This window comes from Streptomyces sp. NPDC017940, assembly GCF_044328435.1.
In the GTDB taxonomy this organism is placed as follows: Bacteria; Actinomycetota; Actinomycetes; order Streptomycetales; family Streptomycetaceae; genus Streptomyces.
This window is the reverse complement of record NZ_JBIRHJ010000010.1, coordinates 82,981-109,854: the sequence shown is the minus strand read 5'-3', so window position 1 is coordinate 109,854 and position 26,874 is coordinate 82,981. Positions and strand designations below refer to the sequence as shown.

The following is a 26,874-nucleotide window of genomic DNA, read 5'->3' as shown; positions in this document are numbered from 1 at the left end:
GGCCCACCTCCGTCACCAGGCCCGGGTCTCGGCCCAGGAGCCCGGCCCGGTTTCGCCCGCCGGAAAACGCGCTGCCGTGAAGCCGCAGGTCTGTGCCATGCTCACGACCGTGGAAACCAGGTCCGTCAGCCCGGTGTTCGTCGGCCGAGCCGACGAACTGGGCGCACTCAACGACGCGCTCGCCCGCGCCGCAGCCCCCACCGCGGGCCCGGTCGGCGAGCCGCAGGCGCTGCTGATAGGCGGGGAGGCGGGCGTCGGCAAGACCCGCCTCCTCGAGGAGTTCGCCGCCGGGGCCTGCGCCCGCGGCGCGATCGTCGCCGTCGGCGGCTGTGTGGAGATCGGCGCCGACGGACTGCCGTTCGCCCCGTTCTCGACGGCCCTGCGCACGCTGCGCCAGAAGCTGCCCGAGCAGTTCGCCGCCGCCGCGTCCGGCCAGGAGGAGGAGCTGGCCCGGCTGCTGCCCGAGCTGCGCGACGGGTCGCCGCGCCCCGACACCGGCGGCCGGCACGACGAGGAGGCCATGGCCCGCCTCTTCGAGTTGACCGCCCGCCTCCTGGAGGCGACCGCCGCCGACCACACCGTCGTCCTCGCCATCGAGGACCTGCACTGGGCCGACGCCTCCACCCGCCACCTCCTGTCGTACCTCTTCCGCACCCTGCGCCGCGGCCGCCTCGTCGTCCTCGCCACCTACCGCGCCGACGACGTCCACCGCCGCCACCCGCTGCGGCCCCTGCTCGCCGAACTCGACCGCCTGCGCACGGTCCGCCGCGTCGAGGTGGGCCGGTTCAACCGCGACGAGGTCGGCCGGCAGATGGCGGGCATCCTCGCGGCCGAGCCCCGGCCGTCCCTGGTGGACGACGTCTTCGAGCGCTCCGACGGCAACGCCTTCTTCGTCGAGGAACTCGCCGTCGCCTCGCACAGCGGCAGTTGCGCGGGCCTCACCGACTCGCTGCGCGACCTGCTCCTCGTACGCGTGGAGGAACTGCCCGAGAACGCCCAGCGGGTGGCGCGCATCGTCGCCGAGGGCGGCTCGACCGTCGAGTACGGCCTGCTCGCCCAGGTCGCGCAACTGAGCGAGGACGACCTGCTCGACGCGTTGCGGGACGCCGTCGGCGCCAACATCCTGATCCCCTCGCGCGACGGGGGCGGCTACCGCTTCCGGCACTCCCTGGTCCGCGAGGCCGTCGGCGACGACCTGCTGCCCGGCGAGCGCTCCCGCATCAACCGCCGCTTCGCCACCGCCCTGGAGGCCGACCCCGCGCTCGTCGCCCCCGACCAGCGCGCCACCCGCCTCGCCAGCTACTGGTACCACGCCCACGACGCCGCCAAGGCCCTGCCCGCCGTCCTCAACGCCTCCGTCGAGGCCCGCCGCAGGCACGCCTACGCCGAGCAGCTGCGGCTGTTGGAACGCGCGATGGAGATCTGGGACGGCGCCCCCGACGACGTCCGCGTCCAGCTGCGCCCGGTCGACTACACCGAGGTCTACCCGCCCTGCGGCTGCGACCCCGAGACCACGCCGCTGCGCTATCTGGACCTCATGGCGGAGGCCGCCGTCGCCGGCCGGCTCTGCGGCGAGCGCGAACGCGCCCTGAAGATCACCAAGCGGGCGCTGCGGCTCCTGGAGGACGAGCCCGACGAGCCGGACGCGCTGCGCGCCGCCTGGTTCTGGGTGCAGCGGTCCCGGCTGGTGCAGAGCCTCGCCCGCGGCGACGGCTGGAAGGAGCTGGCCACCGCCCAGGCCCTGGTGCGCGGCCTGCCGCCGTCCGTCGTGCACGCCGAGGTGCTCGCCGTGGTCGCCGGCTGGTCGATGCTCCATGAGCCCGGGCCCGAGGCCTTCGCCGCCGCCGAACAGGCCGTTCAGTACGCGCGCATGGTCGGCGCCCGCGACATCGAACTGACCGCCCGCCTCACCCTCGGCGGCCTGATGGTCGACGCGGGCGACATCGACGCCGGCTTCGCCGAGCTGTTCGACGTCCGGGAGCAGGTCGTCGCGAGCGGCAGCATCGGACAGATCGGCCGCACCTACGTCAACCTGCCCTCCGTACTCGAGGGCGCGGGGCGCTCCCGTGAGGCCGTCGAGCTCCTGGACGAGGGCATCCGGCTCGCCCAGCGGTACGGACTCCTCGAGTCCGAGCCCTGGATGTGGGCCAACCACGCCGAGTCGCTCTACGTACTCGGCCGCTGGCAGGAGGCCGCCGAGTCGGCGCGCCGCGCCGGACTGAGCGCCAAGCCGCGCGGCGGTGCCTGTCTGCGCCTGGCCCATCTGGCGCTCGCCCGCGGCGACACGGCCGAGGCGGGCGGGCGGCTCGCCGAGGCGCGCAAGCACTTCGGGACCCACGATCCGACACCGCAGAACTCACTGCCGCTGCACCGGGTCGCCATCGGTGTCGCCGCGGACGAGGGCCGCATCCTGGATGCCCGCGCCGAGCTGGAACAGGCCGTCGCCGAAGGCTTCCCGCCCGGCACCCAGCGCTACGGCTGGCCGCTGCTCCTCGCCGCCGCGACCGCGGAGGCCGACGCCCGCGGCCCGGCCGTCGCCGAGCCCGGCCGCGCCGACGCGCTGCACCTCATCCGCTCCACCGCCAAGGCGATGCCCGCGAACGTTCCCGTCTGGCAGGCGTACGAACTCTGGGTCCGCGCCGAACTCCTGCGTGCCGAGGGCCGTGCCACCCCCGAGGACTGGCTGGCGGTCCTCACCGCCGCCGGGCCCCTGGAGCGGCCCTACGACCTGGCCCGGGTGCGCTACCGGCTCGCCGAGTCGCTGCTCGCGACTGCGTCGGGCTCCGCGTCAGGCTACGCGTCCGGCGGGGGTGACGTCGACCGCGACCGGGCCGCGGAGCTGCTCCGGCAGGCCGGTTCCGTCGCCGAGCACCTGGGTGCCCGTCCGCTCGCCGACGCCGTCGCCCGGCTCGCCCGGCGGGCCCGGCTCTCCCTCACCGGCGCGCCGCCGCCCGCGCCCGCCGACCCCGCCGAGGCGCTTGGTCTGACCTCCCGGGAGCGGGATGTCCTGCGGTTGGTCGCCGCGGGTCGCACCAATCGCCGGATCGCCGAGGAGCTCTTCATCTCCCCCAAGACCGCGAGCGTCCACGTCTCCAACATCCTCGCCAAACTAGGCGTATCCAGCCGCGGCGAAGCCGCAGCCCTCGCACACCGCCTCCAACTCTTCGGGGCCCCGTAGTAGGGGCGCGGGGAACGGCGCGCTCAGCCCGCGAGAGGCCGCGGACGCGTCTGCGTGCTTGCTGGGCAGGTGCGTCTGCGGGTTGGTTGTGGCTGGTCGCGCAGTTCCTCGCGCCCCTGGCGGCGGGGGTGCCCTGTAGGGGCGCGGGGAACGGCGCGCTCAGCCTGAGGAGGGCCGCAGTCGCGTCTGCGCGCTTACTCGGCAGATGCGTCTGCGGCTTGGACGTGGCTGGTCGCGCCGTTCCTCGCGCCCCTGGCGGCGGGGGTGCCCTGTAGGGGCGTGGGGAACGGCGCGCTCAGCCCGAGGAGGGCCGCAGTCGCGTCTGTGTGCCTGCTGGGCAGGTGCGTCTGCGGCTTGGACGTGGCTGGTCGCGCCGTTCCTCGCGCCCCTGGTGGCGGGGGTGCCCTGTAGGGGCGCGGGGAACTGCGCGCTCAGCGCGCGGCGTGCCGCGGACGCGTCTGCTGAGGGACCGGGCAGACGCGGCTGCGGCTCTTGCTGGGCCGAGCTCACAGCTCCCCGCGGGCTCGCTTACGCTGGGAAGGGCAGGACCCACCGTCCGGCCCTTGGAGGCGCAGTGTTCAACGTGTTCGAGCAGCTCTTCGCGCCGGGGCGCAAACACACGGACGACGAGAACAAACGCCTCGAACTGTCCAGGGTCGACGTCGACGACGGCGACCCGGGCCGCGGCCCGATAGACCTCACCTCCGGCACAGTCGTCGTCCGGGTACCCCGGCAGAGCACCACGGACGACGCCACGCCCCGCAAGGACAGCCCGGGGGAGCGGGACGATCGGGGTGGTCGGGGCGATCGGGGCGATCCGGAAGACGGCGACGTTTAGCCGCCAGCCGCCAGCCGCCAGCCGCCAGCCGCAGCGCAGCGTTACTTCACTCGTACCTCCAGGATCTTGTCGTCGCCCTTCTCCGGCGTCCCCCGGGAATCCGTCTCGTTCGTGACCAGCCACAGCTTGTCGCCACCCGCGGCGACCACCGTGCGCAGCCGGCCGTGCTCCTCGGTGAGGAAGGCCTCCGTCCTCGGCTCGCCGTCCACGCCCCGCACGGGGACACGCCACAGGCGCTGGCCGCGCAGGCCCGCCATCCACACCGAGCCCTCGGCGTAGGCGACGCCGCTGGGGGAGGCCTCGGAGGTCTTCCACTGGGCGACCGGGGCGCGGAAGTCCCCCGAGTCGCCGTCGCCCTTGCCCTCGACTTCCGGCCAGCCGTAGTTGCCGCCGGGCTCGATCTCGTTCAGTTCGTCCCAGGTGTCCTGGCCGAACTCCGCGGCCCACAGGCGCTTGTCCTCGCTCCAGTCGAGGCCCTGGACGTTGCGGTGGCCGTACGAGTACACGGGGGAGTCGCCGAAGGGGTTGCCCGGGGCGGGTTCGCCGTCCGGGGTCAGACGGAGGATCTTGCCGCCGAGGGACTTCTTGTCCTGCGCGAGATCCGTCTCACCGGTCTCGCCCGTACCCGCGTACAGCATCTTGTCCGGCCCGAAGGCGATCCGGCCGCCGTTGTGGATCACGCCCTTGGGGATGCCCTTGAACACCGTGTCGGGAGCGCCGAGTTGCTGTCCGGAGGGCTTCTTCTCGTCGTACAGCATCCGGGCCACGCGGTTGTCGGACTCGGTGGTGAAGTACGCGTACACCTGGTGGTCGGAGGCGTACGTGGGGGAGAGCGCGAGGCCCATCAGACCGCCCTCGCCCGCGGCCGCGACCCCGGGGACCGAGCCGACCCTCGTCTTCTTGCCGGTCCCGCCGTCGACACGGGTGATCGTGCCCTCGTCGCGCGAGGACACCAGGAGATCGCCGCCGGGCAGCGGAGCCAGGCCCCAGGGCGACTCCAGGTCCGTGGCGAGCGTCCTGGTGACCTCGGCCGAGCCCTTCTCCGGCGGCGCCCCGGGGCCGTCACCCGAGGCTCCACCCGAAGGGGACGCCCCGGACTCGGAGGGGCCGGACTCCGCGCTCCTGCCGCTCCAGGGCCCGTCGCCGTCGTCGTCGGACGAGCAACCGGCGGCCAGGAGCGCGGCGACGGCCAACACGGCGGTGAGGACGGCACGTCGGGGACGGTGGACGCTGCCGGTGCGGCCGGACGGGGCGACGGGGCTGGCACGGGGGCCAGGTGCGTCACGGGAGTCGGGGAAGTCACGGGAGTCGCGGGAGTCACGTGCGTGACGGGAGTCGGAAGAGTCGGGGGAGTCGGGGGGAGAGGTGCGGGCACGGCGGAGACTGCGGAGACGGTGGGCACGGGCGGCACTCGGCACGGTCAGGATCCCTTCGACGCGGCGCTTCTCCTGTTCATACACCGCGGCCGCCCCTCGGGTTCCCCACCACCGCACCCCAATTCCGATCCGTGATCCCCATCCGTCATCCCGAGCCGCCCGCGCGCCGCCCGCCGGATCTGCCGGCGTACGCCCCCACGCCCCACCCCGGCCGGCCCGGCCCCGCGCGACGGGCACGCGGCGTCCGGGCGCCGCGGACCTCAGTCCCACGACCCCCGCGCCGGCGGCAGCGCCGCGAGCTCCGCCCAGTCCTCGGCCGTGAGCCGCAACCCCGCCGCACCCGCGTTCTCCCGCGCCCACCGCTCCCGCTTGGCTCCGGGCACCGGCACCACCTGCGGCCCCTGCCCCAGCACCCACGCGAGGGCCACCTGCGCGGGAGTCGCGCCGTGCCGCCGCGCCACCCGGCGCAGGCCCACCACGAGCGGCTGGTTGGCGGCCATCATCTCGGCGGTGAAACGGGGGTGCCTGGCCCGCAGGTCGTCCGGCTCGAAGCCCTGCCCCGGAGTCAGCGTGCCGGTGAGGAAACCGTTCCCCAGGGGCATCGCCGCGAGCAGCCCCACGCCCCGCGCCGCGCACCACGGCAGCAGCGACTCCCGTGCCTCCGGTGACCACACCGACAGCTCGGCCTGCACCGCCGTCACCGGAAAGACCTGCTGGACGCGTTCCAACTGCCGGATCGTCACGTCGTAGAGCCCGGTGCGCGCGCCCGCGCGCTGCCCGGCCCTGCGGCCCGCCCGCGCCCCCACCGCGCTCAGCCCGAGCGCCCGCACCTTGCCGGCCGTCACCAGATCGGCCATCGCCCCCCATGTCTCCTCGATCGGCACCTCGGGGTCGGCGCGGTGCAGCTGGTAGAGGTCGATGGTGTCGGTCTGGAGGCGCCGCAGCGAGGCGTGGCAGGCCCGCTTCACATAGCCGGGGCGGCCGTTGGCGACGATGTGCTGCTCACCGACGAGCAGTCCGCACTTGGTCGACACGAAGGCCTCCGCGCGGCGCTCCCTGAGGACGCGGCCGAGCAGCAGCTCATTGGTGAACGGCCCGTACATGTCCGCCGTGTCCAGGAGCGAGGAGCCGAGGTCGAGCGCCGCGTGCACGGTCCGCAGCGAGTCGTCGCCGCGCTGCCGCGAGCCGGTGTACGCCCAGTTCATCGGCATACAGCCGAGTCCGACGGCGCCCACCCCGAGCGCCCCGGCGCCGATCGTCCTGCGCTCCACCTGGCCGTACCCTCCCCTGTCCGGTGATCTTCGTCCGGGCGGCCCCCAACGTAACCTCTGCTCCCGCACGCGCCGCGTGCGGCCTGTGCCCACTAGCCTCCTGACCATGACGAGAGATGTGTGGCTGCCCTTGGAGGCCTCCGATGTGACGGGGTTGCCCGACGCCACCGAAGCGGGGCTCGCCTACCGCTTCTGGAACGGCGGCGCGGACTACCCCGCCGACCCCGCCGACTGTGTCTTCTACGGCGTTCCGTACATGATCGACCCCGAGATCTGCGTACGCCCGCTGTCCAGGATGACGTCACTGCGCGTAGTACAGACGCAGACGGCGGGCGTCGACCACATGCTGCCCGCCGTGCGGAGGCTCGCCCCGGGAGTGAGCCTCTGCAACGCCCGCGGGGTGCACGAGGCGAGCACCGCCGAACTGGCGCTGACCCTGACACTCGCCTCCCTGCGGGGCATTCCGGGCTTCGTGGAGGGACAACGGATGCAGGAGTGGCGGCAGGGGTTCTATCCCGCGCTCGCCGACAAGTCCGTTCTCATCGTGGGCTACGGAGCGATCGGTGCGGCGATCGAGGACCGGCTCGCGGGTTTTGAGTGTGCGCGGGTGGCGCGCGTCGCGCGCTCCGAGCGCACAACGGAGCGCGGTCTGGTGCACCCGCTCGCCGAGTTGCCTCGACTGCTGTCCGAAAGCGACGTCGTCATCCTGTCCACGCCCCTCACCGAAGAGACTCGTGGCCTGGTCAACGCCGGTTTCCTGGGCCATATGAAGGACGGCGCACTCCTTGTCAACGTCGCCCGCGGCCCGGTGGTCGACACCAAGGCGCTCCTCGCCGAACTGGAGACCGGCCGCATCACGGCCGCCCTGGACGTGACCGACCCGGAACCGCTGCCTCCGGGGCACCCGCTGTGGCAGGCCCGCGGTGTCCTCATCAGTCCGCACGTCGGCGGTCCCACCTCGGCTTTCGCCCCACGGACCAGGCGTCTCCTGGCCGCTCAGGTGAACCGCTACGTGGCCGGAGAACCCCTCGCCAACGTCGTCCTGACGACTTCGTAGCCAAGGGGCGCGGAAACGGTGGGAACCGGGTTCCGTACGCTCCGCAGCCGCCCGCGTGCGCCGCGTGTCCATATTGACGCCGACAGTCACGCAGAGTAGAGCAACCCTGTCCCTGAGTGACGAGACTGGTGTATCGTCCCCGGCAAGGGGCTGCGCCGGGACATCGTCCGGCGCTGGGGATTGAGCAACAGAACTGCGTAGGGGGGCGACGGGCGATGCACGGCCTATGGGCGAACGATCCGACGCGGCGGGACGACCACCGACTCTCGCGCACACCGACCCGCAGACACCGACCACGTGTCCGGCACCGCCACCTCCTGTGCCGGTCCGGCCGACAGGACACACCCCCGCAGAGCCCGCGACCGCCGGGCGCGGTCCGGGCGCCCGGCCACGGAGCGTGCCCGAGCACACCGCCCGCGAACTCACCGTGTGCGTCCCCCCGCAGGACCCCACGGCGGATCAACGGCTGCCGTACGGTGAGCCCGCCCTGCCGCGGGCCCGCACCACGCCGCACCGCCGCACCGACCGTCGCGGGGACCTCCGCGAGGACGTGCACGCGAACCTGCACACGGACGTGCACGCGAATCTGCACACGGACTTCCACGCGAACCTGCACGCGGACCTTCGCACGGAGCGGAGCGGGTCGGTGAGCGGGCAGTCGGTCTCCGTGTCCGTCCTGGAGAGCGGGCTCAGGTCGCCACTGCCGTCGCCCGGGTCGCCGACGGCACGGCGCCCGGCCCCCGGGGGCGGCGGACTCCTCTCGCAGGTCGTGCTGCTGGTCGTCTGCGGCGCGTACGCCACCGGATCCGCGCTCGGCTGGGGCTCGGACCGACTCGCGCTCATCATGGGCGACTTCGGCCTCAGCGCCGCCGCCGCGACCGCCGCCGTCTCCTGCTTCCGGTACTCCCGCACCCGGCGCAGCCGCTTTCGACCCGCATGGCTGCTGTTCTCACTCTCCTCCGCGATGGCGGCCTGCGGCAACGGCGTCTGGGGGTGGTACGAGGTCGTCCTCGACAAGCCCGTGCCCAGCCCGGGCTACGCGGACCTGTTCTTCCTGTGCTTCGCGCCGCCCGCCATCATCGGACTGCTCGTCCTCGCCAAGCGGCCGGTCACCAGGGCCGGCTGGGTCTGCCTCGGGCTCGACGCCTGGCTCATCGGCGGCTCGCTGCTCACCCTGTCGTGGAGCCTCGCCCTCGCGCACAACGCGGAGTTCGAAGGCCCGAGCGTCGCGCACGCCGCCCTGTCGCTCGCGTATCCGCTCCTGGACATCGCGCTCGTCAGCATGGTCCTCGCGCTGCACTTCAAGCGCTCGTCGGCGAATCGCACGGCCGTGAACACCGCCATCGGCGCCCTCGCCCTCACGGTGATGTGCGACGCGCTGTTCACCTCACCGCTGCTGCACTCCAGCTACCGCTCGGGCCAACTCCTGGACGCGGGCTGGTTCGCGGGGTCGCTGCTGCTCGCGTACGCCCCCTGGGCGACATCCGGCCACGCCCGCGGCGGCGAGGACACACCGCGCCCGGCGTACCGCACGTACGCGCAAGAACGCCTCCGGGACGTACGGGGCCGCGGACCCGCCGACGTACGGGGCCGCGAGCTCGCCCCCGGCCACAGCCGTGACGTCCCGGACGGCCGCGGCCTCGACGCCAGGGACGGCCGCGGCCACGACGCTTCGGGCGGACACAGCCGCGCCACGCCCCTAGCACTCCCCGACGCCCTCCCCACCGCGACGCCCACCGGACGCGGCTTCGAGCACGACGGACGTGACGCGCGGCCGAGCGAGCGGGTTGGAGAGCGGGTTGGCGAGCGGCAGGGCGAACGCCCCGCGGAGCACGCCGACGGCCGCGCACGGTACGCGACCACCCGGCCCATCGCCGGTTCGCTCGCCGCCCTCACGCCCTACCTGGCCGCCGCCGTCTGCACGCTCGGCATCCTCTACAACGTCCTCAACGACCGCAGCGTCGACGAGGTGGTGCTGCTCACGGCAGGCACGGTCGTCCTCGCCCTCGTCGTGCGCCAGGGCATCATGCTGCTCGACAACATCACGCTCACCCAGGAGCTGGCCCAGAAGGAGAACCACTTCCGCTCCCTCGTGCAGGGGTCGAGCGACGTCATCATGATCGCCGCGCCGAGCGGCATCCTGCGGTACGTCAGCCCCGCCGCCGCCGGAGTCTACGGCCGCGAGGCCGACGAGCTCATCGGCTCCGAACTCGCCTCGCTCATCCACCCGGAGGACCTCGGCCGCGTCGTCCACGAGGTGCGGCGCTTCCTCACCGCCGACCCGGTGAAGGAGCCGACCACCCGTATCGAGTGCCGCTTCAAGTCCGGCACCGGCGACTGGCTGAACGTGGAGTCCACGGTCAACCGACACCACGGCGGCCTCATCTTCAACAGCCGTGATGTCACCGAACGCGTGCGACTACAGGCGCAGTTGCAGCACAACGCCGAGCACGACCCGCTCACCGACCTGCCCAACAGGGCCCTCTTCACCCGCCGGGTCGCCGCCGCGCTCGGCGGTCGCAGAGTCACCGACCGGGGTACGGCGGTCCTCTTCATCGACCTCGACGGATTCAAGGCCGTCAACGACACGATCGGGCACCAGGCGGGCGACGAGCTGCTCATCCAGGCCGCCCATCGCCTCCAGGAAGCCGTCCGCGCCTCGGACACCGCGTCCCGGCTCGGCGGTGACGAGTTCGCCGCCCTCATCGTCGGCGACGGCACCCGCGACCAGGCCGCGCGCGAGAAGCACATCTTCGAGCTCGCCGACCGGCTGCGGATCCGGCTCTCCCAGCCCTATGAGATCGGCGGCAACGACGTCCGGGTCGCCGCGTCCATCGGCGTCGCCTTCGCCGAACCGGGCGTCGGCGCGGGCGAGCTGCTGCGCAACGCCGACCTCGCGATGTACCGCGCGAAAGCGGCGGGCAAGGGCCGCGTCGAGTTGTACGCGCCCCAGATGCAGGCCGACGTCGCCCGCAAGGCGGAGCTGGCGACCCGGCTGCGCAGCGCCCTGCACGACGGCGAGTTCGTGCTGCTCCACCAGCCCGTGGTGTCCCTGGAGACCGGCAGGATCACCTCGGTCGCGGCCCAGGCCCGCTGGCGCTCGGCCCAGGGCATCCTGTTCACGCCCGCCGAGTTCCTGCGCACCGCGGACGGCGGCGACCGCGCGGCCGAACTCGGCCGCTGGCTCTTCGAGGAAGCCGTGAAGCAGGCCGCCGAGCGCGGCAGGACCGGCCACGCCGTGCCCGTCAGCGTGCGGGTCAGCGCGCGCCGCCTCGTGGACCGCTCGCTGCCGCTCGGCTCCGTCGAAGCCCTGCTCACCCGGCACGGCCTGCCCTCCGGCGGCCTCGTCATCGAGCTCGCGGACAGCGATCCGAGCGTCTCCCTGGACGATCTGGAGCGCCGTCTCGCGTCCTTGCGGAGGCTCGGCGTCCGCGTCGCGCTCGACGGGTTCGGCAGCGGCTGCGCGGCGATCGGCGCCCTGCGCAGGCTCCCCGTCGACGTACTCAAGCTCGACCGCGGACTCGTCGAGGGCGTCGTGGAATCCGCCCGCCTGCACAAGATCACGTCCGGGCTGCTGCGGATCGCGGGCGACCTCGGACTCCGCTCCGTGGCCGAGGGCGTCGATCTGCCCGAGCAGGTCACGGCCCTGCGCGCGATGGGCTGCACGCACGGCCAGGGCATGGCGTTCTCGGGACCGCTCGACGAGTACCGGCTGCGGCGCGCCCTGGCAGTAGCGGAATATCCCGTTCCCGTCAGTCCCGTAGGACCCGTCGGAGCCGTCCGCGTGGGCGCCGCCCTGGCCGAGAGTGTGGGCTACCGCGACGGTGCACCGATCCTCAAGGCGGCATCGGTAGCGTACGGAGAGTCGGCGGCACAGTTCGTCGGGCCCACCACGGCCTTCGGTGGTGCGGGCACCTGCGTGGCTGGGTCGGCGGCCGGTTCCACGTCCTACGCGCGCTCACATAATGAGACGCCCGTCCCACCTACTTGACAGGTGTGGCGGGCCGGAGGGAAGGTCAGAGCCATGCGCACCCGAATTCTCGTACTTGGAAAGCGCGTCGGCTGAAGCTGGGACGCCCCGGTCCGGACACCGGAGACCACCAGCGACCGCACCCGGCGCGCTCCCCTCGCTTGCCTCATGGCACGAGGGGTTTTTTGTTGCACCGGAGCCTGCCAAACCCTGGCAAAAACCCCGTGACACCCCCGCAAAGACCCTCAGCTTCGAGAAGAGAATGCCGATGACCGAGCAGGCCACCGGGGCCCATCCGCAGCCGCGGCCCCGATCCTCTGGACCTCAGTCCGCCCCCGTCGAGCACGTCACGGGCGCGCAGTCCCTGATCCGTTCTCTCGAGGAAGTCGGGGCCGACACGGTGTTCGGCATCCCCGGGGGTGCGATCCTGCCCGCGTACGACCCGATGATGGACTCCACCCGGGTGCGGCACGTCCTGGTCCGTCACGAGCAGGGCGCGGGTCACGCGGCCACCGGGTACGCGCAGGCCACCGGCAAGGTCGGTGTGTGCATGGCGACCAGCGGCCCCGGTGCCACCAACCTGGTCACGCCCATCGCGGACGCCCACATGGACTCCGTCCCGCTCGTCGCGATCACCGGCCAGGTGGCCTCCAAGGCGATCGGCACCGACGCCTTCCAGGAAGCGGACATCGTCGGCATCACGATGCCGATCACCAAGCACAACTTCCTGGTCACCAAGGCGGAGGACATCCCGCGCACCATCGCGGAGGCCTTCCACATCGCGTCCACCGGACGGCCCGGGCCGGTGCTCGTGGACATCGCCAAGGACGCGCTCCAGGCCCGCACCACCTTCTCCTGGCCGCCCCAGCAGGAGCTGCCCGGCTACCGCCCGGTGACCAAGCCGCACGCCAAGCAGATCCGCGAGGCCGCCAAGCTGATCACCGCCGCCAGGCGGCCGGTCCTGTACGTCGGCGGCGGCGTCATCAAGGCCGGGGCCACCGCCGAGCTGAAGGTCCTCGCCGAACTCACCGGAGCGCCCGTCACCACCACCCTGATGGCGCTCGGCGCGTTCCCCGACAGCCACCCGCTGCACGTGGGGATGCCCGGAATGCACGGAGCGGTCACCGCCGTCACCGCGTTGCAGAAGGCCGACCTGATCGTCGCCCTCGGAGCCCGCTTCGACGACCGCGTCACCGGCAAGCTGGACAGCTTCGCCCCGTACGCCAAGATCGTGCACGCCGACATCGACCCCGCCGAGATCGGCAAGAACCGCGCCGCGGACGTCCCGATCGTCGGTGACGCCCGCGAGGTCATCGCCGACCTCGTCCAGGCCCTCCAGACCGAGCACACGGCGGGCCACACCGGCGACTACACCGCTTGGTGGGCCGACCTCAACCGTTGGCGCGAGACGTACCCGCTCGGCTACGACCACCCGGACAACGGCCAGCTCTCGCCCCAGCAGGTCATCGAGCGGGTCGGCCGACTGGCGCCGGAGGGCACGATCTTCGCCGCGGGCGTCGGCCAGCACCAGATGTGGGCCGCCCACTTCATCCAGTACGAGCAGCCATCCACCTGGCTCAACTCCGGCGGCGCCGGAACCATGGGCTACGCGGTCCCCGCGGCCATGGGCGCCAAGGCGGGACAGCCCGACCGCACGGTCTGGGCGATCGACGGCGACGGCTGCTTCCAGATGACCAATCAGGAACTCACCACCTGCGCCCTGAACAACATCCCGATCAAGGTCGCCATCATCAACAACGGCGCCCTCGGGATGGTCCGCCAGTGGCAGGCGCTCTTCTACAACCAGCGCTACTCCAACACCGTGCTGCACAGCGGCCCGGACGCGGACGGCAAGCAGCCGAGCGCCGGCACCCGCATCCCGGACTTCGTGAAGCTGTCCGAGGCCATGGGCTGCTACGCGATCCGCTGCGAGGACCCGGCCGACCTCGACAAGGTCATCGAAGAGGCCAACGCCGTCAACGACCGCCCCGTCGTGATCGACTTCATCGTCCACGAGGACGCCCAGGTCTGGCCCATGGTCGCCGCCGGCACCTCCAACGACGAGGTCATGGCCGCCCGGGGCGTGCGCCCCGACTTCGGCGACAACGAAGACGACTGAGAGCCACCGAGAGCCCAGGAGAGGTACCACCCCGCCATGACGCCCATGTCCAAGCACACGCTCTCGGTCCTCGTCGAGAACACCCCCGGCATCCTCGCCAGGATCGCCGCCCTCTTCTCCCGCCGCGGCTTCAACATCGACTCCCTCGCCGTCGGCGTCACCGAGCACCCCGACATCTCCCGCATCACCATCGTCGTGAATGTCGCGGACCTGCCGCTCGAACAGGTCACGAAGCAGCTCAACAAGCTGGTCAACGTCCTGAAGATCGTCGAACTCGAGCAGGGTTCGGCCGTGCAGCGCGAGCTGGTCCTCGCCAAGGTGCGCGCCGACAACGAGACCCGCTCGCAGATCGTCGAGATCGTCCAGCTGTTCCGCGCCAAGACCGTGGACGTCTCCCCGGAGGCCGTCACCATCGAGGCCACGGGCAGCAGCGACAAGCTGGAGGCCATGCTCAAGATGCTGGAGCCCTTCGGCATCAAGGAGCTGGTGCAGTCCGGCACCATCGCCATCGGCCGCGGCTCGCGCTCCATCACCGACCGCAGTCTGCGCGCGCTCGACCGCTCCGCGTGACCGCGCTCCACCGGACCGCGCCACACTGACCCTGTGCGTGCGGGAGCAGCGCCTGGCTCCCCCGCGCGCGGGGCCGGTGCCCGACCGCGGGACGGTGCCGGACCGCGAGCCGGTCCCGGATGGCGAGACCCGACAACTTCCCTCATCCAGCCCGCCGTACGGTGGGACGCAACACCAGCACACATAGGAGATCTCCAGTGGCCGAGCTGTTCTACGACGCCGACGCCGACCTGTCCATCATCCAGGGCCGCAAGGTCGCGGTCATCGGATACGGCAGCCAGGGCCACGCCCACGCCCTCTCGCTGCGCGACTCCGGTGTGGACGTGCGGGTCGGCCTGCACGAGGGCTCCAAGTCCAAGGCGAAGGCCGAGGAGCAGGGCCTGCGTGTGGTCACGCCGGCGGCGGCCGCCCAGGAGGCCGACGTCATCATGATCCTGGTCCCGGACCCGATCCAGGCCCAGGTCTACGAGGAGTCCATCAAGGACAACCTGAAGGACGGCGACGCGCTGTTCTTCGGGCACGGCCTGAACATCCGCTTCGGCTTCATCAAGCCCCCCCAGGGCGTCGACGTCGCCATGGTCGCCCCCAAGGGCCCGGGTCACCTGGTGCGCCGCCAGTACGAGGAGGGCCGCGGCGTCCCGTGCATCGCGGCGGTGGAGCAGGACGCCACGGGCAAGGGCTTCGAGCTTGCCCTGTCGTACGCCAAGGGCATCGGCGGCACCCGCGCGGGCGTCATCAAGACGACCTTCACCGAGGAGACCGAGACCGACCTCTTCGGCGAGCAGGCCGTGCTCTGCGGCGGCACCTCCGCCCTGGTCAAGGCCGGCTTCGAGACCCTGGTCGAGGCGGGCTACCAGCCGGAGATCGCCTACTTCGAGTGCCTGCACGAGCTGAAGCTCATCGTCGACCTGATGTACGAAGGCGGCCTGGAGAAGATGCGCTGGTCGGTCTCCGAGACCGCCGAGTGGGGCGACTACGTCACCGGCCCGCGCATCATCACCGATGCCACCAAGGCCGAGATGAAGAAGGTCCTCGCCGAGATCCAGGACGGCACCTTCGCCAAGAACTGGATGGACGAGTACCACGGCGGTCTGAAGAAGTACAACGAGTACAAGAAGCAGGACGAGGACAGCCTCCTGGAGACCACCGGCAAGGAGCTGCGCAAGCTCATGTCGTGGGTCGACGACGAGGCGTAGGCCTTCGCGGCGCGGGGTGCGGTGCCGGGGTCTCCCGGCGCCGTGTCCGCGCCGTCGTCGTGGGTTTCCGGAGCGCTGCCCGGAAACCCCGCTCCCCGATCCCCGGAGGGGCTTGATCCGCCGGGCCGGGCTCGATCCCGCCGGGCCGGGTCGGATCCTGCCGGAGCCGGGCTCGATCTCCCGCACTTCGCTTTGTCCGCGGTGGCCAGCCACGTCCGGGTGATCCTTCCGGTCGGGCGCAAGCGGGGCCGCGACGCGCCACTAGACTGCACTCCACATACGCGTCAGGCCCACAGCGTCGTGCGTCTTCCACGCGGCAAAGCGACACCGAGGAGGAGCAGGCACATCCCCGGTGCCGCTGCCCTCCACCGCCTGCGGCCGTCGGGACGGCCGTCCGCAAGGGACTTGTGAGGACTCACGTGAGCACTGCTGCCAACGGCAAACCGGTCGTACTCATCGCTGAAGAGCTGTCGCCCGCGACCGTCGACGCCCTGGGCCCGGACTTCGAGATCCGGCACTGCAACGGCGCGGACCGCGCCGAGTTGCTGCCCGCCATCGCCGACGTGGACGCCGTCCTGGTCCGCTCCGCCACCAAGGTGGACGCCGAGGCCGTCGCCGCCGCACGCAAGCTGAAGGTCGTCGCCCGCGCGGGCGTGGGCCTCGACAACGTCGACGTCTCCGCCGCCACCAAGGCCGGCGTGATGGTCGTCAACGCCCCCACCTCGAACATCGTCACCGCGGCCGAACTGGCCTGCGGTCTGATCGTCGCCACCGCGCGCAACATCCCGCAGGCCAACACGGCCCTGAAGAACGGCGAGTGGAAGCGCTCCAAGTACACCGGCGTCGAGCTGGCCGAGAAGACCCTCGGCGTCGTCGGCCTCGGCCGGATCGGTGCGCTCGTCGCGCAGCGCATGTCGGCGTTCGGCATGAAGGTCGTGGCCTACGACCCGTACGTACAGCCCGCGCGCGCCGCGCAGATGGGCGTGAAGGTCCTCTCCCTCGACGAACTCCTCGAGGCTTCCGACTTCATCACCGTGCATCTGCCCAAGACGCCGGAGACCCTCGGCCTCATCGGTGACGAGGCGCTGCACAAGGTCAAGCCGTCCGTGCGCATCGTCAACGCCGCCCGCGGCGGCATCGTCGACGAGGAGGCGCTGTTCTCGGCCCTGAAGGAGGGCCGCGTCGCGGGCGCGGGCCTGGACGTGTACGCGAAGGAGCCGTGCACCGACTCCCCGCTCTTCGAGCTCGACCAGGTCGTGTGCACCCCGCACCTCGGCGCCTCCACCGACGAGGCGCAGGAGAAGGCGGGCATCTCCGTCGCCAAGTCGGTGCGGCTCGCGCTCGCCGGTGAGCTGGTGCCGGACGCGGTGAACGTGCAGGGCGGTGTCATCGCCGAGGACGTGCGCCCGGGTCTGCCGCTCGCCGAGAAGCTCGGCCGGATCTTCACCGCCCTCGCGGGCGAGGTCGCGGCCCGGCTCGACGTCGAGGTGTACGGCGAGATCACCCAGCACGACGTGAAGGTGCTCGAACTGTCCGCCCTCAAGGGTGTGTTCGAGGACGTCGTCGACGAGACCGTCAGCTATGTGAACGCCCCGCTGTTCGCCCAGGAGCGCGGCGTCGAGGTGCGGCTCACCACGTCCTCGGAGTCCCCCGACCACCGCAACGTGGTCACCGTGCGCGGCACCCTCGGCGACGGCGAGGAGATCGCCGTGTCCGGCACCCTGGCCGGCCCCAAGAACCACCAGAAGATCGTGGCCGTCGGTGAGTACGACGTCGACCTGGCCCTCGCCGACCACATGCTCGTCCTGCGGTACGCGGACCGGCCCGGCGTCGTCGGCACCGTGGGCCGGGTCCTCGGCGAGGCCGGGATCAACATCGCCGGGATGCAGGTCGCTCGTGCCGACGTGGGCGGGGAGGCACTCGCCGTCCTCACCGTCGACGACACGGTGCCGCCGCTCGTGCTCGGTGAGCTCGCCGAGGAGATCGGCGCCACCTCCGCCCGGTCCGTCAACCTCGCCGGCTAGGGCCGCTCGGCCTGCCGCGGGGGATCGGCCTTCGGCCTCGTCCTCAAGCGCCGGACGGGCTCCAAGGGCACGCCGTCGCTCGTCCCTGAGCAAGGGCCGCCGCCCACCCCTGAACGGGGTGGGCGGCGGCGTTTGTTCAGCGCAGGCGTGACGCCTTCAGGACCATATGGAGGAGCAGCCGGTCCTCCCCCTCGTCCAGGTCGAGCTTGGTGAGCTGTTCCACGCGGGAGAGGCGGTAGTACAGGGTCTGGCGGTGGATGCCCAGCTCCGCCGCCGTGCGTCCTGCCTGGCCCGCGAGGTCGAGGAAGGCCTCCGCGGTGCGGGCCAGTTCGCGGTGTGCCGGGGTCAGGAGCGCGCGGGCCACCGCGTCCTGCGCCGCCTCCGCGGGCAGTGCCGTGAGGAGGCGGTAGGGGCCGATGTCCGACCAGCGGGCGAGCGGTCCGAGGCGGGGCTCGGCGAGCGCGGCGCGCGCCGCCGCGGTGGCCTCGCCCCAGGCCGCCCCCAGGTCGTCGAGGCCGGTCCGCGCGTCCGCGACCCCCGCCGCCGCCCCCCGGCCCGCCGAGTCCACGAGCCGCGAAGCCGTCGTGACCGCCGGGGTCGGGGCGTCCGCCGACCGCAGCCGCACGAGGACCGCGAGCGACTGCCCGGCGGCGGCCCCCATGGTCCACGGCACCACGCACAGCGCCGTCGCCCCCGGCACGGTGCGCAGCGCGGGCGCGTCCTCGGGGTTCGCCACCGGCCACGGGGCCACGCACACCACCGCGTGCAGGCCCTCACCGCGCGTCCCGAGCGCCGTGCGCAGCTCCGCCACCGCCATGTCCCGCTGCCAGCCCCGCTCGGCCGTCAGGACGGCACGGAACTCCCTGGTGAGGTCCGCGCCCGCCTGCGCCTCGTCCGCGAGCAGCGCCCCGATCCGGGTGGCGACCTCCATGGCGGCGGTCAGCTGCGCGTCCGTCGGCCCCGGCTCGTCGTCGAGCAGCCACACATAGCCGAGGGCGTACCCCCGGTGCCGTACCGGCAGGCAGATCCGGCCGCGGTGCACGCCCGCCTCCGGGGTGGGCGGGATGCGGACCGGGGTGGTGGCGCGGGTGATGCCGAAGCTCTCGAACCAGGAGCGGACCTGGGCCGTGGAGCGGCGCGTCAGGATCGAGCGGGTGCGGACCGGGTCGAGGTCGGGGGCGTCGAGGCCGTCGCCGCCGTCGTGCGCCCCGAAGGCGATCAGCTCGAAGTCGCGGTTCTCCAGGGTGGCGGGCGCGCCGAGCAGGGCGGAGATCTCGTCGACCAGTTCCTGGTAGTCGCCCTTCATTCCCTGCTCACTCCTGCTCTCCTCGCACCGCTTTCCCGGGCTCTGAGTCCATTCTCGCCCAGTCCTGCCCCCTTCTCATACATCTGTCTGAGATCCAGCGCACGAATGCGTGACAGGTGTCGATGGCCCGGGATCGGCGTAATCCTTAAGTTTCACGGTGGTTCTCCGTGCCGTACCGGTTCTGTCGCAGAACGACGCAGGTACGGCACTCGCTCGTACTCCCGTGGAGGTGCCCGTGCTGGGTCCCGTGATCCTTGCCGCGTCGCGCAGTGACAAGATGCGCCGTTTCGTGTCGGCGGCGCCGGGCACCAAGCAGGTCGTGGACCGGTTCATCGCCGGTGAGACCGTCGACCAGGTGGTTCCGGTGATCGTGGACTCCGCCGACAAGGGCCTCGAGGTCACCCTCGACGTCGTCGGTGAGGACATCACGACCCCGGAGCAGGCCACCGCCGCCCGCGACGCCTACTTGGAGCTGGTGGAGCGCCTGAAGGACCTCGGCCTCGGTGAGCGCGCCGAGATGTCCGTGAAGCTGTCCATGTTCGGCCAGGCGCTCGAGGGCGGCCACGAGCTGGCCCTGGCCAATGTCCGGCCCGTCGTCGAGGCCGCCGCCGAGATCGGCACCACCGTCACCCTCGACGCCGAGGACCACACCACCCTCGACTCGATGTTCGCCATCCACGAGGAGCTGCGGAAGGACTTCCCGAAGACGGGCTGCGTCATCCAGGCCTACCTCTTCCGCACCGAGGACGACGCCCGCAGGCTCGCCGCGAACGGCAGCCGCGTACGCGTCGTGAAGGGCGCCTACAAGGAGCCCGCCTCCGTCGCGTACCAGGACAAGGCCGAGACCGACAAGGCGTACGTCCGTATCCTGAAGATCTTGATGGCGGGCTCGGGGTACCCGATGATCGGGTCCCACGACCCGCGGCTCATCGCCATCACCCAGGAGCTCGCGCGCCGCGCCGGGCGCAAACTGGACGAGTACGAATTCCAGATGCTGTACGGCATCCGCAGCGACGAGCACCTGCGGCTCGCCGCCGAGGGCCACCGGATGCGTGTGTACACCGCGTACGGAACCGACTGGTACGGCTACTTCATGCGCCGTCTCGCGGAGAAGCCGGCCAACCTGCTGTTCTTCGCACGGTCCGTCCTCACCAAGGGCTGAGCCCGCCCGGCCGCCAGATTTTCCCCGCACAAAGGAGTTACGGAACTCATGGACGCTGTGACCCAGGTCCCCGCCCCGGTCAACGAGCCGGTCCACGGCTACGCCCCGGGCTCCCCGGAGCGCGCCCGTCTCGAGACCAAGCTCAAGGAGCTGTCCGAGAACCCGATCGAGCTGCCGATGACGATCGGCGGCGTGAAGCGCCTCGGCGGCGGCGAGCCCTTCCAGGTCGTGCAGCCGCACAACCACAAGGCCGTCATCGGCACCGGCCGCCACGCCACCCAGCAGGACGCCCAGGACGCCGTGGACGCCGCCCTCGCGGCCGCCCCCGCCTGGCGTGCGATGTCCTTCGACGACCGCGCCGCGATCATCCTGCGCGCCGCCGAGCTGCTGTCCACCACGTGGCGCGAGACGCTGGCCGCCTCGACCATGCTGGGCCAGTCCAAGACCGCCCAGCAGGCCGAGATCGACACCCCGTGCGAGCTCGTCGACTTCTGGCGCTTCAATGTGAAGTACGCCCGTGACCTGCTCGCCGAGCAGCCCCCGGCGAACTCCACCGGGGTGTGGAACCGTCTGGACCACCGCCCGCTCGAGGGCTTCGTCTACGCGATCACGCCGTTCAACTTCACGGCCATCGCGGGCAACCTGCCGACCGCCCCGGCCCTGATGGGCAACGTCGTCGTGTGGAAGCCGTCCCCGACGCAGACGCACGCCGCCGTCCTGCTCATGCAGCTCCTGGAGGAGGCGGGCCTGCCCAAGGGCGTCATCAACCTCGTCACCGGCGACGGCATCGAGGTCTCCAAGGTCGCCCTGCACCACCGCGACCTGGCCGGCATCCACTTCACCGGTTCGACCCCGACCTTCCAGCACCTGTGGAAGACGGTCGGCGAGAACATCGCCAAGTACCGCACCTACCCGCGCCTCGTCGGCGAGACGGGCGGCAAGGACTTCGTCGTCGCGCACCCGAGCGCCGACCGCGCGATCCTGAAGACCGCGCTGACCCGCGGCTCCTTCGAGTTCCAGGGCCAGAAGTGCTCCGCGACCTCGCGCGCGTACATCCCGGCCTCCATCTGGAACGACGGCTTCAAGGAGGAGTTCGCGGCCGAGGTCGACGGCATCAAGATGGGTGACGTCACCGATCTGTCGAACTTCATCGGCGCCGTCATCGACGAGCGTGCCTTCGCCAAGAACAAGGCGGCCATCGACCGCGCCAAGGCCGACGAGACCTGCACCGTCGTCGCGGGCGGCACCTACGACGACTCCGTCGGCTACTTCGTGCGCCCGACCGTCGTCGAGTGCACCGACCCGGCCAACGAGGTCTTCTCGACCGAGTACTTCGGCCCGTTCCTCGCGGTCCACGTCTACGACGACGAGAAGTACGACGAGATGCTGACCCAGATGGAGTCGGCCTCCGACTACGCGCTCACCGGATCGGTCATCGCGGGCGACCGCGCGGCGGCCGCGTACACGATGGAGAAGCTCCGCTACGCCGCGGGCAACTTCTACATCAACGACAAGTCGACCGGCGCCGTCGTCGGCCAGCAGCCCTTCGGCGGCGGCCGCGCCTCCGGCACCAACGACAAGGCCGGCGCCCCGCAGAACCTCCAGCGCTGGACCCTGACCCGCGCCATCAAGGAGACGCTGGTCCCGCCGACCGAGTACGGCTACCCGCACATGGGCTGACGCCCCCGCGGGGCGCCTGCCCCCTGAACCCCGCCCCCGGCCTGGGCCCCACCCCGGCCGGGGGCGGCGTCGTTTGCGCCTGGGCCACTTCCCGTACGAGGAAGTCGTCCATCAGGCCCGCGATCTGCTCGGCGTGCGTCTCCAGGGCGAAGTGGCCCGTCGGCAGCAGGTGGATCTCCGCCTGCGGCAGGTCGCGCTGGAAGGCGAGCGCCCCGGCCGGGACGAAGATCTCGTCGTGGCCGCCCCACACCGCGAGCAGCGGCACCTGCCGCTCCCGGAAGTACGCGTGGAAGTCCGGGTACAGCGCGATGTTGCTGCCGTAGTCGGTGATCAGGGCGAACTGGATCGCGCCCTGGCCCTCGCGGGCCATCAGGGCCACGTCGTGCTCCCAGGCGTCCGGGCTGAGCAGGCTCTGGTCAGGGACGCCGTGCGTGTACTGCCACTGGATGCCCTCGGGGGAGCGGATCGCGTGCACGGGCGCCGCGGTCTCCTCGCTCGGCTCGGCCGTGTAGGCGAACACCGGCGCCCAGGCCTCCTTGCCGAGTCCTTCCTCGTACGCGTTGCCGTTCTGCGTGACGATCGCCGTGACGCGCTCGGGGTGGGCGAGCGCCAGCCGCAGGCCGATCGGGGCGCCGTAGTCCTGGACGTACAGCGCGAACCGGTCGAGGCCGACCGCCTCGGTGAACTCGGCGGTGACGGCGGCGAGTTCGGCGAACGTGTACGGGAAGGCGTCGGCCGCGGGCGCCGACGAGCGGCCGAAGCCGAGGTGGTCGGGGGCGAGCACGCGGTAGCGGTGGGAGAGGCGCGGGATCAGGTCGCGGAACATGTGCGAGCTGGTCGGGAAGCCGTGCAGGAGCAGCAGGGCGGGGGCGTCGGGGGGGCCCGCCTCCCGGTAGAAGACCTCGTGACCGCGGACCCCGACGGACCGGTAATGGACCTGGGTGCTCATGTCTAACCCCTCAAGTCAACTTAGGCGGTTGGCGATGAGATGATTCGAGCATGCCCGCACCTAACCAGTCAAGTGTCGTTTACCGGTTAAACCTCCCGGGTGTGGCGGCTCCCGGCCGTGCCCGCCGGGCGCACATCGCCGTCAGACCTCCACCAGGACCTGGTCCAGGGACTTGCGTACGAGGTCGGGGACCTCGCAGTCGGGGGCCGGATAGCCGACGGGGATCACGGCGAACGCCTTCTCGTTCTCCGGGCGGCCGAGCACCTCGGACAGGAACCGCATGGGGCTCGGCGTGTGCACCAGGGCGGCGAGGCCCGACAGGTGCAGCGCGGACAGCAGCATGCCGACGGCGATGCCGACGGACTCGTCCACGTAGTAGTGCTTGTGCTTGGTGCCGTCGTCGCCGAGCCAGTACCGCTGCTGGAAGACGACGATCAGGGCGGGCGCGTCCGTCAGGTGCGGCTTCACCTCGTCCGTGCCGAGCGGGCGCAGCGCGGCCAGCCACTCCTCGCCGAGCCGTCCGTCGTAGGAGATCTGCTCCTCGTGCTCGGCCGCCTCCCGTATCAGGCGGCGCACCTGCGGGTCCCGCACCAGGACGAACGTCCACGGCTGCTGGTGCGCGCCCGACGGCGCGGTGGCCGCGCAGGCGACGGCGTCCCGCACGACCTGCGGGGGCACGGGGTCCGTGGAGAACTGGCGCACCGTGCGCCGCTCGCGCATGCGGGACTTCAGCTCGGCCGCCTGCGCGAGCGACTCGCTCGTCGGCATGCGGGCGGGGCGGTAGGGGACGGAGCGGTAGGGCTGCCCGTGGATGGGGGTCCAGGGCGCTTCGGGCTGTGCGTCGGGGCGTCCGGTCTCCGGCTTGCTCTGTTCGGTATCAGGCATGCTGCGATTCTGGGGCGGCGGGGCCGGGAGCGCCATGGTGCGTACCGATGTCCGCGCGCCGAACGCCCGCCCGGGCGGCGCCAGTTCGCGACGCCGGCCGCGAGACCCGCCGCGAACCCGCCGCCCAGGAGGATCGGGCACCGGATCGTCGGGGTGCGTACGCGATAATCGGGATGCGTACGCAAATGGGCTCTGCGTACGGTGGATCCGTGACCGCTCCCCGCACTCCCTCCGACGGCCCCGAAGCTCCCCTCGCCTTCCCGCGCACGGCTCACACGGCCGACCTCCGGGCCGCCGAACTCGACGCCGCCCGCGCCCTGATGGACCTCGCCTTCGAGGGCGACTTCAGCGACGAGGACTGGGCGCACGGCCTCGGCGGGATGCACGCGCTCCGGTACGACGCCGACGGCACCCTGCTCGCCCACGGCAGTGTCGTGCAGCGCCGCGTCCTGCACCACGGCCGCTCCCTGCGCGTCGGTTACGTGGAGAACGTCGCCGTGCGCCCCGAGCGGCAGCGCCAGGGCCTCGGCGGGCAGGTGATGAGCGCCCTGGAGCGGATCGTCGGCGGCGGCTACGACCTCGGTGTCCTCTCGCCGTCCGACGAGGGCGAGAAGCTGTACCGCGCGCACGGCTGGGTGAGCTGGCCGGGCCTCGTCGGCACGCTCGGTCCGCGGGGCGTCGAGCACATGCCGGACGAGGAGGCCCCGATGCTGTGGAACGCCGACCTCGACCCGGCGCACCCCCTGCTCATCGACTGGCGCGACGGCGACGTGTTCTAGTCCGGGGGGCTTCCAGGTCCGGGGTGCTTCAGTCGCGGGTCGAGGCGTCCCGGACGTCGTCCGCCCCTGCGGCCCGCACGATCATCTTCCCCGTGTTCTCGCCCCGCAGCATCCCGAGGAACGCCGACACGATCCGGTCGAAGCCGTCCACGACCGTCTCGTCGAGCGCGATGCGGCCCGACTGGATGTGCGGCACCACGAAGTCGTACAACTCCTCCTGCACGTCGCGGTGGTTGCGTACGTGGAAGCCCTCCATGCGCAGGCTCTTCTCCACGATCTCGGTGAGGTTGCGGGGCGCGGCCAGCGGCTGCGGGGCGTTGTACTGCGCGACGGTGCCGACGCGCACGATGCGCCCGAACTCCCGCAGGGACCAGATCGCCGCCTCCAGCTGCTCGCCGCCCACGTTGTCGACGTACACGTCGAGACCGTCGGGTGCGGCCTTCGCGAGCAGCCGGGCGGCGGGTCCGTCGTGGTAGTCGAAGGCCTCGTCGTACCCGACGTGCTCCTTCAGGTGGGCCACCTTGGCGGGGGAGCCCGCGCTGCCGACGATCCGGCCCGCGCCCGTGACGCGTGCGAGGCGCCCGGTGGCCGTGCCGACGCCGCCCGCGGCCGCCGAGACGTACAGGTCCTCGCCCGGTTGCAGCCGCGCGATCCGGGTCAGGCCCACGTACGCCGTCAGGCCCGTGCCGCCCAGGATGCTCAGGTACGCCGACAGCGGCACCCCCGCGAACGGCGGCAGGCGGCGCGCCTCCTGCGGGGTGACCAGCGCGTGCGTGCGCCAGCCCTGCCGGTGCAAGACGATCTCGCCCTCGGTGAGGTCCGGGGTCCGCGACGCGGTGACACGGCCGATCGTGCGGCCTTCGAGGGGCGCGTGCAGCGCGAACTCGCCGTCCATCATCTCGCGGTGGTACGGGTCGACGGACCAGTAGAGATTCTCCACCAGGGCGGTGCCCGGCGCGGGCTCCGGCACCGCGGACTCCACGAACGCGAAGTGCTCGGGCGTGGGGAAGCCGTGGGGGCGGGCGGTCTGGTGGACGGTGAGGGCACGGGCCCCGGCGGTGTCGTTCATGGCGCAGACCGTAGGCGGGGAATGCGGGGCCGCGGCAGGGGGTTCGGTTCATGGAACGCGCCGAACCATGAGCGCGCCTCATGGAACCAGGGGGAGCCCGGTGGCCCAGCACGATCCGGCCCCACGCGACCTGGCCCCGCACGAGCTGCGGATCGTCGTCGCCGTCGAGCACGCCCGCAGCTTCTCCGGCGCCGCCCGGGAGTTCGGCCTGACCCAGTCCGCGGTCTCGCACTCGGTGCGGGGCACGGAGAGGAAGCTGGGCGCCGTCCTCTTCGAGCGCGGCCGCAGGGGCGCCGTGCCCACCCCGGCGGGCGAGCGCGCCACCGCCCACGCGCGCCGCGTGCTCCGGCTCCTGGAGACCCTCGCCGCCGAGACCCGCGCCGCGGCGGGCGCGGGCGACACCGCGGCCGGGAGCGCGGACGCCGTCACGGGACCGCTGCGCATCGCCGCGTTCCGCAGCGCCGCCCTGCATCTGCTGCCGCCCACCCTCGCCGACCTGCGGGCGCGGCACCCCGGCATCGAGCCCGAGGTCCGCGTGGTCCGCGAGCTGGGCAGGGGCACCGCGGGCGAGGTCGCCGACGGACGCGCGGACATCGGCATCGCGACCGTCGGCACCACGTCGCCGGTCCCTGCGGGCCTGGTCGGCGGCGTGCTCGTCGAGGAGCCGTACAGCTTCGTGCACCCGGCGGGCCACCCCGCCCCGCGCACCCTGCCGCTCGTCGACTGGGCGGAGAACTGCACCTCCTACACCCGCGACTGGTGGGCGGAGCAGGACTGGATCCCCCGGGCCACCACCCGGACGGAGGACGACGGCGCGGTCCTCGCGATGGTGAGCGCGGGCCACGCCATGGCGATCATGCCCGCCCTCTCCCTGACCGGAGCGCCGCCCACGGTCACGGTGGTCGACCTCGGGCCCGGGCGCCCGACGCGCTCGGTGGGCTATGTCACCACCCCTGAGCAGGCAGGATCGCTCGCCGTACGGGCGCTGATCCGGGCGCTGCGAGCCCGCCGGGCGCAGGGGTAAGCGGAACGCCGAACCGGTCGGCAGAGCGCCGCCGTCTCAGATAGTAGGAAGCCCGACTATTTGTAGAGACAAGAAGCCGAAGCTGTCCTAGCGTTGTAGGAGCCGAACGTCTCGCTCGATCAAGCGAATGGCGGTCGTGAGCCGGGCACCAGCGCAGGCGAACCCTGCGGCCCTTGCTCCCCGCCCCTTCCGGCGTCTCGTAACCCGCCGCTTCCGCGCCTCTTCCCGAGCCCGCGGAACCGCACTCCCGGAGCCTGATCTAAGGAGTCGATTTTCCATGGCCGAGACGACCGTCCGCCGAGTCCGCCACATCGCCCGTGGCAACGAGTCCGAGCGCAAGAACGCCGCCGCAGCCCTCCAGCGCGCCCTCGACCGCAGGGACAACGGCGGCGAGACGGGGCACTGAGCCCCGCCGGCGACA

19 protein-coding genes are annotated in these 26,874 nt (G+C 72.2%); 13 read left to right on the top strand and 6 right to left on the bottom strand.

Translation table 11 applies throughout. The features are described from left to right. Positions 1-97: 97 nt before the first annotated feature. Both ACH4DX_RS31190 and ACH4DX_RS31185 read left to right on the top strand, forming a co-directional pair. On the top strand, positions 98-3,178 hold the full coding sequence (locus ACH4DX_RS31190) for an AAA family ATPase (RefSeq protein ID WP_398157567.1): 3,081 nt from the start codon (positions 98-100) through the stop codon (positions 3,176-3,178). 574 nt (positions 3,179-3,752) lie between these two features. Beyond that, a complete protein-coding gene (locus ACH4DX_RS31185) occupies positions 3,753-4,016 on the top strand; it encodes a DUF6191 domain-containing protein (RefSeq protein ID WP_398157566.1) in 264 nt (87 codons plus the stop codon). A 41-nt stretch (positions 4,017-4,057) separates the two neighbouring features. On the opposite strand, the gene ACH4DX_RS31180 is transcribed toward ACH4DX_RS31185, so the two are convergent. Further along, the gene (locus tag ACH4DX_RS31180; protein ID WP_398157565.1) at positions 4,058-5,212 is read right to left on the bottom strand and encodes a PQQ-dependent sugar dehydrogenase; all 1,155 of its coding nucleotides are present in this window, start codon (positions 5,210-5,212) and stop codon (positions 4,058-4,060) included. Positions 5,213-5,652: 440 nt separating this feature from the next. Continuing rightward, complete coding sequence (locus ACH4DX_RS31175) at positions 5,653-6,663, bottom strand: aldo/keto reductase (protein ID WP_398157564.1); 1,011 nt, start codon at positions 6,661-6,663, stop codon at positions 5,653-5,655. A 106-nt stretch (positions 6,664-6,769) separates the two neighbouring features. On the opposite strand from ACH4DX_RS31175, the gene ACH4DX_RS31170 reads away from it, so the two are divergent. The 6 genes from ACH4DX_RS31170 to serA all read left to right on the top strand — a co-directional run bounded on the left by ACH4DX_RS31170 (position 6,770) and on the right by serA (position 17,599). Further along, positions 6,770-7,720 (top strand): 2-hydroxyacid dehydrogenase, encoded by a 951-nt coding sequence (locus ACH4DX_RS31170; RefSeq protein ID WP_398157563.1) that lies wholly within the window; start codon positions 6,770-6,772, stop codon positions 7,718-7,720. Positions 7,721-8,366: 646 nt separating this feature from the next. Beyond that, a complete protein-coding gene (locus ACH4DX_RS31165) occupies positions 8,367-11,711 on the top strand; it encodes a putative bifunctional diguanylate cyclase/phosphodiesterase (RefSeq protein WP_398123221.1) in 3,345 nt (1,114 codons plus the stop codon). A 241-nt stretch (positions 11,712-11,952) separates the two neighbouring features. Next, positions 11,953-13,809 (top strand): acetolactate synthase large subunit, encoded by a 1,857-nt coding sequence (locus ACH4DX_RS31160; RefSeq protein WP_398123189.1) that lies wholly within the window; start codon positions 11,953-11,955, stop codon positions 13,807-13,809. Positions 13,810-13,854: 45 nt separating this feature from the next. Then, complete coding sequence (gene ilvN, locus ACH4DX_RS31155) at positions 13,855-14,379, top strand: acetolactate synthase small subunit (protein ID WP_398123222.1); 525 nt, start codon at positions 13,855-13,857, stop codon at positions 14,377-14,379. 197 nt (positions 14,380-14,576) lie between these two features. Continuing rightward, positions 14,577-15,575 carry a ketol-acid reductoisomerase gene (gene ilvC / locus ACH4DX_RS31150; protein WP_398123190.1) on the top strand — a complete coding sequence of 333 codons (999 nt, stop codon included), beginning with the start codon at positions 14,577-14,579 and terminating at the stop codon, positions 15,573-15,575. A gap of 419 nt (positions 15,576-15,994) precedes the next feature. Next, positions 15,995-17,599: a phosphoglycerate dehydrogenase gene (serA, locus tag ACH4DX_RS31145; RefSeq protein ID WP_398123191.1), complete on the top strand. Its 1,605-nt coding sequence runs from the start codon at positions 15,995-15,997 to the stop codon at positions 17,597-17,599. 136 nt (positions 17,600-17,735) lie between these two features. Here serA and ACH4DX_RS31140 read toward each other — a convergent pair whose 3' ends face one another. After that, on the bottom strand, positions 17,736-18,905 hold the full coding sequence (locus ACH4DX_RS31140; protein ID WP_398157562.1) for a PucR family transcriptional regulator: 1,170 nt from the start codon (positions 18,903-18,905) through the stop codon (positions 17,736-17,738). A 235-nt stretch (positions 18,906-19,140) separates the two neighbouring features. On the opposite strand from ACH4DX_RS31140, the gene ACH4DX_RS31135 reads away from it, so the two are divergent. Continuing rightward, positions 19,141-20,067 carry a proline dehydrogenase family protein gene (locus ACH4DX_RS31135; protein WP_398157561.1) on the top strand — a complete coding sequence of 309 codons (927 nt, stop codon included), beginning with the start codon at positions 19,141-19,143 and terminating at the stop codon, positions 20,065-20,067. Between the two features lie 48 nt (positions 20,068-20,115). After that, complete coding sequence (gene pruA / locus ACH4DX_RS31130; RefSeq protein WP_398123194.1) at positions 20,116-21,747, top strand: L-glutamate gamma-semialdehyde dehydrogenase; 1,632 nt, start codon at positions 20,116-20,118, stop codon at positions 21,745-21,747. On the opposite strand, the gene ACH4DX_RS31125 is transcribed toward pruA, so the two are convergent. Both ACH4DX_RS31125 and ACH4DX_RS31120 read right to left on the bottom strand, forming a co-directional pair. Beyond that, entirely contained in the window at positions 21,695-22,696 is a 1,002-nt protein-coding gene (locus ACH4DX_RS31125; protein ID WP_398157560.1) for an alpha/beta fold hydrolase, read from the bottom strand. The two genes, pruA and ACH4DX_RS31125, sit on opposite strands and share 53 nt — an antisense overlap. A gap of 141 nt (positions 22,697-22,837) precedes the next feature. Further along, positions 22,838-23,464: a nitroreductase family protein gene (locus tag ACH4DX_RS31120; protein WP_398123223.1), complete on the bottom strand. Its 627-nt coding sequence runs from the start codon at positions 23,462-23,464 to the stop codon at positions 22,838-22,840. A 326-nt stretch (positions 23,465-23,790) separates the two neighbouring features. Between ACH4DX_RS31120 and ACH4DX_RS31115 the strand changes: the two genes are divergently transcribed. After that, the gene (locus tag ACH4DX_RS31115; RefSeq protein ID WP_398157559.1) at positions 23,791-24,360 is read left to right on the top strand and encodes a GNAT family N-acetyltransferase; all 570 of its coding nucleotides are present in this window, start codon (positions 23,791-23,793) and stop codon (positions 24,358-24,360) included. A 28-nt stretch (positions 24,361-24,388) separates the two neighbouring features. On the opposite strand, the gene ACH4DX_RS31110 is transcribed toward ACH4DX_RS31115, so the two are convergent. Next, complete coding sequence (locus tag ACH4DX_RS31110; protein ID WP_398157558.1) at positions 24,389-25,429, bottom strand: NADP-dependent oxidoreductase; 1,041 nt, start codon at positions 25,427-25,429, stop codon at positions 24,389-24,391. A gap of 100 nt (positions 25,430-25,529) precedes the next feature. On the opposite strand from ACH4DX_RS31110, the gene ACH4DX_RS31105 reads away from it, so the two are divergent. Both ACH4DX_RS31105 and ACH4DX_RS31100 read left to right on the top strand, forming a co-directional pair. Then, a complete protein-coding gene (locus tag ACH4DX_RS31105) occupies positions 25,530-26,453 on the top strand; it encodes a LysR family transcriptional regulator (RefSeq protein WP_398157557.1) in 924 nt (307 codons plus the stop codon). Positions 26,454-26,730: 277 nt separating this feature from the next. Continuing rightward, positions 26,731-26,859 carry a hypothetical protein gene (locus ACH4DX_RS31100; protein ID WP_398123199.1) on the top strand — a complete coding sequence of 43 codons (129 nt, stop codon included), beginning with the start codon at positions 26,731-26,733 and terminating at the stop codon, positions 26,857-26,859. Positions 26,860-26,874: the final 15 nt, after the last annotated feature.